This is a genomic window from uncultured Gilvimarinus sp. (assembly GCF_963975215.1).
In the GTDB taxonomy this organism is placed as follows: domain Bacteria; phylum Pseudomonadota; class Gammaproteobacteria; order Pseudomonadales; family Cellvibrionaceae; genus Gilvimarinus.
In genome coordinates this window covers 60,721-72,436 of record NZ_CAXBFW010000019.1, presented here as the reverse complement: position 1 = coordinate 72,436, position 11,716 = coordinate 60,721, and the positions used below count along the sequence as shown (strand labels likewise).

The 11,716-nt window shown below is 53.5% G+C and carries 12 protein-coding genes; 6 read left to right on the top strand and 6 right to left on the bottom strand.

All coding sequences use genetic code 11. The features are described 5' to 3' along the window. The first annotated feature begins 460 nt into the window (after positions 1 to 460). From AAC019_RS12705 to AAC019_RS12680, 6 genes are all read left to right on the top strand, one after another. Positions 461 to 1,270 (top strand): alpha/beta hydrolase, encoded by an 810-nt coding sequence (locus AAC019_RS12705; protein WP_339899335.1) that lies wholly within the window; start codon positions 461 to 463, stop codon positions 1,268 to 1,270. 205 nt (positions 1,271 to 1,475) lie between these two features. After that, complete coding sequence (locus tag AAC019_RS12700; RefSeq protein WP_339899334.1) at positions 1,476 to 1,691, top strand: TIGR02450 family Trp-rich protein; 216 nt, start codon at positions 1,476 to 1,478, stop codon at positions 1,689 to 1,691. A 198-nt stretch (positions 1,692 to 1,889) separates the two neighbouring features. After that, positions 1,890 to 3,338 carry an FAD-dependent monooxygenase gene (locus AAC019_RS12695; RefSeq protein WP_339899333.1) on the top strand — a complete coding sequence of 483 codons (1,449 nt, stop codon included), beginning with the start codon at positions 1,890 to 1,892 and terminating at the stop codon, positions 3,336 to 3,338. A gap of 58 nt (positions 3,339 to 3,396) precedes the next feature. After that, entirely contained in the window at positions 3,397 to 3,981 is a 585-nt protein-coding gene (locus tag AAC019_RS12690; RefSeq protein WP_339899332.1) for an HD domain-containing protein, read from the top strand. A gap of 47 nt (positions 3,982 to 4,028) precedes the next feature. Further along, positions 4,029 to 4,484: a GNAT family N-acetyltransferase gene (locus tag AAC019_RS12685; protein WP_339899330.1), complete on the top strand. Its 456-nt coding sequence runs from the start codon at positions 4,029 to 4,031 to the stop codon at positions 4,482 to 4,484. A 441-nt stretch (positions 4,485 to 4,925) separates the two neighbouring features. Further along, entirely contained in the window at positions 4,926 to 6,320 is a 1,395-nt protein-coding gene (locus AAC019_RS12680) for a family 43 glycosylhydrolase (protein WP_339899329.1), read from the top strand. Positions 6,321 to 6,434: 114 nt separating this feature from the next. Here AAC019_RS12680 and AAC019_RS12675 read toward each other — a convergent pair whose 3' ends face one another. The 6 genes from AAC019_RS12675 to AAC019_RS12650 all read right to left on the bottom strand — a co-directional run bounded on the left by AAC019_RS12675 (position 6,435) and on the right by AAC019_RS12650 (position 11,710). After that, positions 6,435 to 7,037, bottom strand: a complete 603-nt coding sequence (locus tag AAC019_RS12675; protein WP_339899328.1) for a YceI family protein — start codon at positions 7,035 to 7,037, stop codon at positions 6,435 to 6,437. Between the two features lie 29 nt (positions 7,038 to 7,066). Continuing rightward, positions 7,067 to 7,630, bottom strand: a complete 564-nt coding sequence (locus AAC019_RS12670) for a cytochrome b (RefSeq protein WP_339899327.1) — start codon at positions 7,628 to 7,630, stop codon at positions 7,067 to 7,069. A gap of 154 nt (positions 7,631 to 7,784) precedes the next feature. Next, positions 7,785 to 8,180, bottom strand: a complete 396-nt coding sequence (locus AAC019_RS12665) for an acyl-CoA thioesterase (RefSeq protein WP_339899338.1) — start codon at positions 8,178 to 8,180, stop codon at positions 7,785 to 7,787. Between the two features lie 194 nt (positions 8,181 to 8,374). Then, on the bottom strand, positions 8,375 to 9,763 hold the full coding sequence (locus AAC019_RS12660; protein ID WP_339899326.1) for a TRAP transporter large permease subunit: 1,389 nt from the start codon (positions 9,761 to 9,763) through the stop codon (positions 8,375 to 8,377). Further along, on the bottom strand, positions 9,753 to 10,331 hold the full coding sequence (locus AAC019_RS12655; protein ID WP_339899325.1) for a TRAP transporter small permease subunit: 579 nt from the start codon (positions 10,329 to 10,331) through the stop codon (positions 9,753 to 9,755). Before AAC019_RS12655 ends, AAC019_RS12660 begins: the two co-directional genes overlap by 11 nt. Positions 10,332 to 10,426: 95 nt before the next feature. After that, positions 10,427 to 11,710, bottom strand: a complete 1,284-nt coding sequence (locus AAC019_RS12650; protein ID WP_339899324.1) for a M48 family metalloprotease — start codon at positions 11,708 to 11,710, stop codon at positions 10,427 to 10,429. Between the last annotated feature and the right edge of the window lie 6 nt (positions 11,711 to 11,716).

The window sequence follows — 11,716 nt, the reverse complement described above, 5'->3', positions numbered from 1 at the left end:
GTTGCCACGTTTCGATGGGTGGACACACACCTTCAAAATGGCGCCTAGATTACGAGCCAGCCTGAAAGCCTGAGTACGTAAGGGGCTTTTTCAACAGCCTGCTAATTTAGCTCAGTGTTTGGCGCACTACCCTGGAACACCAGAGATAGATACCGATGTGTGCATTGCTTAGAGTTTATTTGTATCACGGATCAGTATTGCCGAGGTTGTGGGGACTATATCTGCGATAAAGAAAAGCAGATGGTGCGAGCCAAGTTAAGCGAGTTGGCAAAAAATAACCTCCCGTCGGTTATTTTATGTTTCGGTTTTGTGCTGGCCGTTATTGGTGTTTTGTTGGCGGCCAATGCCTAATGGCGATTGGCCGAACGGCTTTGATCTCAGCCTTAGTAAAAACAGGCGGCGCTTTGTAGTGCTTTGCGTGTTCCATAATAAGTAAGCGATTACCTAAAGAGAAATGTCTATGAATATTCTAAAACCTAAAATGCTCTCTTCCTTTTGCTTGGTGGCGTTATTCTTTTGCGTTAGCAGCTACTCAGAAACCTGGAAAGATGTGCCATACCTTGACGGTGATACGAAAAATGTCGGTGCGTATTTAGTAGAGCGCGCTAAGCTGGATATCTATTGCCCGGATAATGTGGAAAATGCGCCTGTTATCGTTTGGTTTCACGGCGGTGGCTTACGGTCCGGCGAAAAAGAGTTGCCCGAGCGATTACTACACCATGACGTTTGTGTCGTAGCGCCGAACTATCGATTATTCCCCACGGTAAAATCCCCGACTTACATTGATGATGCCGCCCGTGCCGTGGATTGGGTCTACAGGAATATTAAAAAGTACGGTGGTGATAAAGATAAAATGGTGCTTTCTGGTCATTCCGCCGGTGGCTATTTGGCGCTAATGACGGTGATGGATAAACGATGGTTGGCCAAATATAAAATGGATGCCAATAAAATTGCGCGGCTTGTGCCTTTTAGTGGGCACACCATAACGCATTTTACGGTTAGGGAAGAAAGGGGTGTTAAAGGGGAGCAGCCGATTGTGGATGACTTGGCGCCGCTGTTTCATGTCCGGGCAGATGCACCGCCAATTACGCTCATTACGGGCGACCGTGAGCTTGAGCTACTAGGTCGATATGAAGAAAATGCTTATTTTGCACGAATGCAAAAAGTTAATGGGCATAAAAATACCCGTATCTATGAAATGGATGGTTATGGGCACAATATGGTCGAGCCTGCTTTGCCAATTTTGTTGGGTATTGCACAAGAGCTCTAACCGAAGCACATGACTATTAGTTAGTGCTTGTAATCAGGCTAGTATTTGTAATCAGTCTGGTACTTGTAAGAAGTCGCCGAGATAATTTACGGGTTAAACTTAAATCGGTAATAGCAGCAATCATGGCCAGTTTTTATCTGCGATTCCGGCCGGCGCGCTTGTCTAAGGTGTGCCAGGTGAAATTTGAAGAGTTAAGGGAGCTTCCGTGAACAAGATCAATCCGAAGAAATTGCTTAACAGTAAGTGGACGGCGGTTACACCAGTAGATAAAGAAAAGCACTTTATCGTCACCGAGGTTGAGTTTGACGAAGATGACGAAGTGATTTTATGCGTATTAGAGGCCGTGTTTACAAAGCGAGCTAACCCAATAGATTGGAATGATTTAAAAGATGATTCGCGGTGGGCCTTTGGCTGGAAATAAGCGGAAACCACTGGCCATTCGTTCACGTAATAATATCCAGATATTGCTTGCCTGAAAGGTGAGAGTCCCTTGCGCATTCATCTTTACGGGGCGGCGGCCTTTTTAAACTGATGGCGTACGCCGTTACCTGTGCCTTATGCTAGAGCTGCTAGAATGCCCACCTTCTCATCGGAATCCAACAATCAAGAAGAATGAACATTGAACACCCAATCAAGTAGCTGGACGGTTTGCCCGGAGTGCCAGGGCCGTGGTCAAAAAAGCCGTCGGCTGCGTAAAAAAGTACGGCTGCGCTACCAGCGCGAGCTGGATGAGTTTGTCCGGCTTAACCGCGGGGGGCTGGCCCCTGTTCGCCCCAAGGCACACCTAGATGACTGTGCCCACTGTGGCGGTTCGGGGTTGGTGTACTGCGCGAGCCGCCCGCTGGCGGATACCGATAACCTCCCGCACGTAGCCATTATTGGCGGTGGTATTGGCGGGGTAGCCTTGGCGCTGGCTTGTTTGCACCGCCGAATCCCTTTTACGCTTTATGAGCGCGACAGCAGCTTTGATGCCCGCTCGCAGGGTTATGGTTTAACGCTGCAACAGGCGAGTAAGGCGATTGCCGGGCTGGGGCTGTTTGATTTAAAAGACGGTGTGGTTTCTACCCGGCACCTGGTGCACACCACCGACGGCACAGTGCTGGGTGAATGGGGCGTACGCAAGTGGAAAGCCGATAACGCAAGTGCAGGGACAAAGCGAACCAATGTGCATATTGCCCGGCAATTTTTGCGCTTAGCATTGCTGGATGAACTCGGCGGCCGAGATGAAGTACGTTGGGGGCATCGGCTTATTGGTTTTAAAGAGGGTAAGGATGGCCGTGTCGATTTAAACTTTCAGGTGGGCGGTACGGTGGAGCACGCCAAGGCCGATCTGGTGGTGGGGGCCGATGGCATTCGCAGTGCGGTGCGCCAGCTATTGATTGGCGAGGATGTGACCCCGTTGCATTATTTGGGCTGTATCGTGATTTTGGGTATTTGCCCGCTGGCGGATTTAAATGGTCTTACCCATGATTTACTGGATTCGGCCACGGTTTTTCAAACGGCCAACGGCAATGAGCGGCTCTATGTAATGCCTTACACCGCTGACTCGGTGATGTGGCAGTTGAGTTTTCCGATGCCCGAGAGTGAGGCCATCGCGCTGAGTAACCAGGGCGCTCAGGCACTAAAAGACGAAGCCTGCCGCAGAACTCAGTGGCACAGCCCTATTCCACAAATTTTAACGGCCACTAAAACGGCGCTGGTATCGGGCTACCCGGTGTATGATCGGGAATTACTTACGCCGGAGTTATTGGCGAAAGCCGCGAAGGTAACCTTGATTGGCGATGCGGCGCACCCTATGAGCCCGTTTAAAGGCCAGGGCGCGAACCAGGCGCTGCTCGATGCGTTGGCATTAGCTCGCGCTATTGCCACCGGCTGTAGGCCATTGTCCCAGTGGCGCGATCTAGGTTTGCGGCAGAGTGTATTAACTGAATTTGAGTCAGAGATGTTAGCGCGCAGCGCTGTTAAGGTAAAAGATTCGGCTGCCGCGGCACAGTTTTTACATTCCGATACCGTGCTGCATAAAGGTGACGAGCCAAGGGGCCGTTGTTTAACCCGACAGCTAGACTGACGGGTAAGCGTGCCCTGCTCTGCGCTAGGCGCACTTAAAACGGAATAGGAGAGCAACATTGTCTGATAGAGTTTCTAATACGTCTGATTTTTTACTGCAGTTGGATGCATTGAAGTTGGTTAATCGCCGTACTTACATTAGCGGTGGCGAGCGGCTTGAAAACTCGGCGGAGCATTCATGGCATTTGGCGATGGCTTGCTGGGCGTTTGCCGAGCTATTTGAAGAAGAGTACGACCTATCTAGCTTACTTAAGCTGGCATTGCTGCATGACCTTGGGGAAATAGGCGCTGGCGATACCTTTTTATACAGTGCCAACAGAGACAATGCCCATGTTGAAGAGCGTAAATACGTTGAAAAAATAGCGGCTCATGCCGGAAACCCAATCCACAATATGCTTGCCCTTTGGGATGAACAAGAAGTGGGAGGCAGTAAAGAGGCCAAGCTTTTAAAAATTGTTGATCGCCTGCTGCCCTTTCTGCACAACATAAACAGCGAGGGCCGAGCCTGGATAGACAATGGCATCCACAAAGATCAGGTGTTAAAGATGCATCAGTTTATCGAAGCGGAAAGCCCGGAAATTTACCGCTGGTTCAGATCTAAAGTTGACTATGCGGTTAAAAAAGGTTGGCTAGATGCCTCTTAATAATCGTGTAGAGGGGCCCCTTTTTTGTTGTTTTTCTGGGAGGCCAAATGAATTCAAATGTGCCTAGACTTGCCAGGCAAGAAGATCTTAGCGGAATATTAGCGTTGTACAAAACGTTGCGGCCGACAGACCCGGAACTAACGCCTGATGTGGCCGCGCAGGCGTTGACGGCTATTATTGGTAACCCGAACACGGAAATCGTGGTCGCCGAAGCCGAGGGCCAACTATGTTCTACCTGCATGCTTGGCATTGTTCCCAGTATGGCGCAAGGCGCGCGGCCTTTTGGGGTAATTGAGCATGTTGTTACTTTGCCGGATGCCCGCGGGAAAGGGCTGGGTAAATCGGTATTGCGTTTTGCACTGCAGTTGGCCTGGGAGAAAAAGTGCTACAAAGTGTTGTTGCTCTCGGGTGAACAACGCAAAGGTGCCCATCGGGTTTATGAGAGTGTGGGCTTTGTTGGGAATATCGAGAGGGGCTTTGTGACAAAGCCTGCGGAAGGTTAATTTTAAAGTGCCCCCATCGACGGATTTTCGCGTCAATTATTCGTATCAGTAATCACAAGACGTGTAGATGAACACATCAGCCATTAGGCTGCTGGGTACGTTCTGAAACGTGAAGCGCTATCGGCCAGCAACTCATCGGAATGCCGGATCAAGGCGGTAGCCAGTCAATAACCCTTACTTTGCTCTGAGTCAGGGCTTACTTTTAACAAAATTCCTTTAGTATCAGAATCTTAGCACCATTTAAGTCGTGCTTTATACCTCTTGGTTACTCTCAGCTTAGCCGCTTTTGGCGGCCATTTAGCGCTCCTCCTCACACTCTGGCGTTGTCAGCTGGTGCTTTACTAGGCAGTTAGGTTAATTACTGTTAAGATTATTATAGGACTATATTACAAATAATGTTATGGACGACGAAACCTTACATAATGATAAAAGAGGTTGTTTATGTTCTTTTCTGTACGCGATATAGCGCGTAAAACTGCCCGAGTCGGTCTTTTGAGCCTGATCGCCTGTAGCAGTTTTGCCAGTGCGCTTAACTTGTCCGGTATTACTAACTCTCACGATCCGTCCACTCTGGTTAAGGACGGCGATACCTATTTTCACTTCACCACCGGCGATGGTGTCTGGTACTCCCGCTCTACCGATATGGTGAACTGGGGCAACCCAGGTACGGTATTCGCTAACGGTTGGCCCAGCTGGATTAACAGCGCCGTGCCCGGTTTTGGTGGTCACTTTTGGGCGCCAGATATTATCCAGATGGGTGATTACTTTTACCTGTACTACTCGGTGTCGAGTTTTGGTAGCTCCCGCTCGGCGATTGGTGTGGCCCGCACCGCGTCGTTAAAAAGCCCTAACTGGGAAGATCTGGGGCCGGTGGTGCAATCCTATGGCGGCAACAATGAAATTAATGCGATTGATGCGGCTTTGTTTCGCGATCACGATGGCCGGGTGTATATGTCTTACGGCTCGTGGTTTGGTGGCCTTGGGGTTGCTGAGGTTAACCAGAGCACCGGTAAGCTGTCGTCATCGGTGCAGCACATTTTTGGTGGCGGCCATCAGTCGATCGAGGCGCCCTACATTACCCGCAACGGTGATTACTACTACCTGTTTTTTACCCGCGGTAACTGTTGTCAGGGCGTAAATAGTACCTACCGGGTTCAAGTGGCGCGCTCTACCAGTGTGTTTGGGCCTTACACCGGCGAGCGTAACCTAATGCCTAACGTAAGCGGCAACCGCAAGGGGCCGGGCCACGTTGGTATCATTAAGCAAGACGGTTGTAACTACACCAGCACTCACTACTACGACTTAAACGACAATGGCGCGGCCAAGCTGGATATTCAGCGTATGGATTTTGTGAATGGTTGGCCCACCATGACCAGCAACTTTAACTCGATCCACAGCTGTGGCGGTTACAGTGAAGGTTTGTACCAGTTGCAGTCGCGTCACAGTGGTAAGGCACTGGAAATTGAAGGCGCCGTTACCGACAACGGTACCAGTGTGGTGCAGTACGACTTTAACGACTGGTTGCACCAGAAGTGGTATTTGGTTGATCAAGGTACCGGCACTTACAGCCTGATTAATGCCTGGAGCCAAAAAAGCCTGGACGTATGGGAGCAGAGCACGGCTAACGGCGCCGATATTGCCCAGTGGGAATACTGGGGCGGCCCCGGACAAAAATGGCGCTTGAACTCAGTGGGCGGCAACATGGTTGAAATCGAATCGGACATGAGCAATAAGCTCTTGGACGTAGACGGCCGCAGTACCGCCAATGGTGCCAATGTACTACAGTGGCAGCGCACCGGTGCTAACAACCAACACTGGCGTTTGCTGCGTCAGTAAGTTAATGCTGATTGCGTAAAATAGTAAAAAGGCCGCTCCTCTATGAGGGCGGCCTTTTTTGCACGCCCTTAAGCGCACGGTTTTGCATCCGACATCAGGCGTCAGACTTGTTAACTACTGCTTAATACCTTCAATGTGCAGTTTAAGCTCAACCACTTGTGAGGCTGGGCCTAAATCTTTGGTGATGCCGAAGTCAGACATGCGGATTTCGGTTTCGCCTTCAAAGCCTACGCGGTAGCCACCCCAGGGGTCTTTACCTTCGCCAACTTTGTCTACCTCGATGGTGATTTCTTTGGTGACGCCGTGCAGGGTTAAGTCGCCGACGATATCAAACTCTTCACCGTTGTCATCAATATCGCTGATGCGCTTGCTGACGAACTTGGCCTCGGGGTATTTATCAACTTCTAAAAAGTCGCCACTGCGCAAGTGCTTGTCGCGCTCTGCGTGGTTACTGTCGACACTGGTGGTGTCGATGGTCACGTTGATGCTGCTGGCGGCCACGTCTTGTGGGTCGTAGCTAAAGTTGCCGCTAAAGTTGTTAAAGCGGCCGAGCAACCAGCTGTAGCCCAAGTGCTGCACCTGAAAGTTGATCGAGGCGTGGGCGCCTTTGGTGTCGATCACGTAATCGGCGGCCATGGCCGAGCTGGCAGCAACGGCGCTGCTAGCCAGTACGACGCTTGCCAGTGTTTTTTTCATCCAACCATTTGCTGCTTTCATTGCGTTCTCCTTGAGTTTGCGTAAAAGCGTTACTGTGTGTTTGCAGGTTTAACGGGTTTAAGCATTCGCACCAGGGTGCGATCGCGAAATATAAAATGGTGCGCGACGGCGGCAAGGCCGTGAACGCCTGCCAGAATGACGATGAGCCAGCCAAATATACGGTGAATAAAGCCGGCCAGATCTACCTGTGCCGGGTCTATCTGGACAAACACCGGGAAGCTTACCCAATCAAACAGCATTGGGCCTTTGCCCTCGGCGCTGTTAATTAAGTAGCCGGAGATCAGCAAGGTAAGCAGTAGGGCGTAGAGTACGATTTTCATCGCCTCGGCGGCCCAGTGTTGCCATTTGCCGACGCCGGGTACGGGTTTAGGTTTTGGGTTAAACACTCGCCAGGCGAGTCGCGCCAGCGTTAGCAGCAACAGCAATAAGCCGATGCTAACGTGCAGCGCCGGGCCTTTGTGGTACCAGGGGTCGTAGTAGCCTAAGTCGACCATGTAAAAGCCGAGGCCAAACATAAAAAAAATCGCAATGGCGCTGACCCAGTGGATGGCGATACTGATTAGGCCAAAGCCACTGTGGTTGTCTTTAAGCATGTTGCCAAATCCTTAGCGGTTTCATATTGTTACGCTATCAAAGCTGGCGGTGTGGCGCGGTTAAGATTTGTTCGAAAATAGCGGTGCGGCCGCATAAAGCCAACAATAATTGTCACTTTGCCGCTGATGCGCCGGCTATTTTACAAATCTTGCCCTAATCACGCGGTACGGGGCGGGTACGGCCGTTATCGTCAATCGCCACATAAACAAACTCGCCCTCCGTGACTTTTGCCACTTCGCCGGTGCTGGCGACTTTGATCCATACCTCGATGGTGATGTGAATCGATGAGCGGCCCACGTCGGTGGCATCGGCGTACACGCTGACGGTGGCGCCAATGGGTACCGGGCGCAAAAAGGCCATATTACCCACGGCTACGGTGGTGATCCGGCCCCGGGCGATCTGCTGCGCCATAATGGCGCCGCCAATGTCCATTTGCGACATCAGCCAACCGCCAAAAATATCGCCGTAAGGGTTGGTGTCGGCGGGCATCGACAGGGTTTGCAGTGTTAATTCGCCGTTGGGGGTTGGATCGTCATCGAGACCGTGCATGGCCATATTAAGAGTACCTTGTGTTCCGTGTGCGTGATCGCGGCGCTAAAGCCTGGCAGAGTGCTAAATATAGCAGAGCCGCCCTTACTATTGTGTGAAGTAAAGGACAGCCGACAAAGAAATAAGTTTAATGGGCGGCCCGGAGTGAGTGCCTGGATACTCAACCCAAGTATATCCAATAGCCGGCGGCGGCTTTAGCGCATTATTGACGGCAGCCACGTTACCAACCCCGGCCAAATGGCCAGCGCCGCCAGCAAACACAATTGCAGTGCAATAAAGGGCGCAACGCCACGGTAAATATCGGCGGTAGCCACCGAGTCGGGCGCGACCCCGCGCAGGTAAAACAGGGCAAAGCCAAACGGCGGCGTTAAAAAAGACGTTTGCAGGTTGATGGCGATCATAATGCCCAGCCAGATTGGGTCGATCCCCATAGCCAGCAGCACCGGGCCAACAATCGGCACCACCACAAAGGTGATCTCGATAAAATCCAGAATAAAGCCCAGTAAAAATATCACCAGCATCACCACCAGCAAGGCGCCTATGTGGCCGCCCGGTAAGTTGCTAAACAGCTCGTGGACTAATTCTTCGCCGCCAAAGCCGCGAAACACCAGCGAGAAGAGCGAGGCGCCGAGCAAAATGGTAAAGATCATGGCGCTGATGCGAACAGTCGAGCGCATCACATCCAGAAGGCGCTCGCGGTTGAGTTGGCGCTGCGCGGCGGCCAATATCAGCGCGCCCATGGCGCCTACGCCTGCGGCCTCGGTGGGGGTGGCAACGCCCGTTAGTATCGAGCCTAACACCAGAGCAATCAGCACCAATACCGGCACCAGCGAGAGCCATAAACGGCCGCCGGTGGGAGCTGTACTGTCGCTGTTATCCTCCAGCGTCTGTGTAACCGTGGGAGCTTTATGGGGCGCAAAGCGGGCGACCGCCAGCAGGTAGACGATATACAGCAGTACTAGTATTAGCCCCGGCACCACAGCGCCGACAAACAAATCGCCCACGGATACGGTTTGCAAGTTGAGTACGCCGAGGCGCAACTGCGCCTGCTGGTAAGCGTTAGAGAGCACATCGCCTAATAAGACTAAAGCGATAGACGGCGGAATGATTTGCCCCAGGGTGCCGGTAGCGCAAATGGTGCCGGTGGCAAGCGATGGGTGATAGCCGTGGCGCAGCATGGTGGGCAGCGACATTAACCCCATGGTGACCACTGTGGCGCCGACGATGCCGGTGCTGGCGGCGAGCATCGCGCCCACTAAAATGACCGACAGGCCCAGCCCGCCCGGCAAGCGACCGCAGGCGCGGGCCATATTGCTCAGCAGGGTTTCGGCGAGGCGGGATTTCTCGAGCATTACCCCCATAAACACAAACAGCGGCACCGCCACCAATGTGTAGTTGCTCATAATGCCAAAAATACGGCTGGGGAAGGTGTGCATAAGCGAGGGGTCAAACACCCCGGCGATAATACCGCCCCCGGCAAATAACAGTGCAACACCGGCCAGCGTAAAAGCCACCGGGTAACCCAGCATAAGCAGCAGGCAGACGGCGGCAAACATCCACAGGGGCAAAAACTCAATCAACATGGCGGGCCCCGGGTGCAGCTGGAGTATCTGGGCGTGTGATGAGCACCCAGCCGGCGCGCAGCAGCTCGGCCAGTGCGGCAATGGTTAACGACACGGCAAACACCAGCACCAGGGTTTTTAACAAATACACATAAGCAAGGCCGCCGGCGTCGGTAGAGCGCTCGGCCACCGCCCACGAGCCGGTGACAAAGTCGAGGCTAATCCAGCCGATAAACAGCGCAAATGGCAAGGTAAAAGCGATAGCGCCAACGGCGTCCACCCAGGCTTGGGTGCGGGCCGGGAAGCGCCGATACAACACATCCACCCGCACCTGCGCGCCGTGCTTTAAGGCGTAACCGGCGCCGAGCAAAAACACCGCCGCGTGCATGTAGGTGACGGATTCCTGCAGGCCGATGGACCCCACCCCCAGCAGGCGTCGCAGCACAACTACCGCGACGGTGGCCAGCACCATAATTAAGGTGAGCCAGGCGGTTGCGCGGCCGGTGGTTTCGGTAATCGCATCGAGGGCGCGCAACAAGCGCGGCGGCGCTGTGTTGTGAGTGTTAGTGGGTGCTGCGGGTGTCGCCATAAAATCCGGACGCGTCAGTGGCGTCAGCGTTATTATTGTTACAAAGTGCGATGCCAGCGGCGCTGCCGCTGGCTAATGGGCGGGTATTATACCGGTTAACCCTGAGGTTGTTGCAGTTTTTGCAGCTGGGCTTTGGCGGCCTCGCCAATCTCGCCGCCACCTTGTGCCGCTTGCTGAAAGTAGCTAACGGCTTTTTGCGTATCGCCGTTTTGCAGGGCGTACTCGCCTAAATAGTAGCTGGCAATTTGGGTGGGCAGCAGTTGCATACTTTTTTGCAGGTCCTGCGCCGAGGCATCGGGCTTATCTAGCTGGCGGTAGGCCAGGGCGCGGTACACATAGGGGCGAAAAAACTCAGGGTTGGCCGAAATCGCTTTGCCAAAGGCCGTCGCGGCGCCATCAAAGTCTTTGTCGTTGGCCTCTACCCGGCCTTTAAGCTCCCAAAACAGGTTTTCTTTGGGCTGTTTTGCAATCGCGCTGTCCACCAGCTTTTTGGCACTGGCGACATCTTCTTCACTGAGGGCTTTTAGCGCTTTTTGGTAATCGGCGTAGGCGTCCTGGTCTTTTTTCAGTTGCGCGATGGCGCGCTGGTACTCGGCGCGATTACGCACGCCGCCGGGATGCTCGGCCGCCATTTTTTTGTTGGCCTCGACCCGCTGCTGCGACGGCGGGTGGCTGGCAAAAAAGCTTTCCATCCAGCTGGCTTGCTGCCCCTCGGAGAGCTTCACAAAGGTTTTTTGCAGCTCGACCGCGCCCTGCGGGTCGTAGCCGGCACGCACCATATACTCGATGCCGTATTTGTCCGATTGCAGCTCCTGGTCGCGGCCATAGCGCGCTTGCCAAGCCTGGGCACCAACACCCAGCGCGCCCACCGCGAGGCCGGCGGCCTCGTGATCTTGTGTCGCCAGCGCCACCCCGGCGGCCATCAGGCCAACATTGAGCAACGTGCCCTGCGTTTGTTGCTTGGCCCCGTGGCGCGCCGCGGCGTGGACAATCTCGTGGCCGAGTACGGCGGCCAGCTCGGCCTCATCGTCCAACAGCACTAACAGGCCGCGGTTAATGGCGATTTTGCCCCCGGGCAGGGCCCAGGCGTTGGGTACATTGTTGTTTAGCACCACAAACTCGTAGGGCAGCTCGCGCCGGTCGCTGACGGCGGCCAGCTTTTGCCCCACTTCACTGACGTACTGATTTAGATCCGGGTCGACCACATAGCGCCCGCCCTGAGATTGTTGGCTGGGCTCGTACTGCTGGGCGCCGATGGCGACCTCTTGCTCTGCCGACATAAACGATAGCTCGTTTTGCCCGGTCACCGGGTTAACGCTGCAGCCGGTTGCTAGAATGGTCAGCGATACCAGCAGGGTGAGTTGTTTCCAGTAAGTCACAGGTGC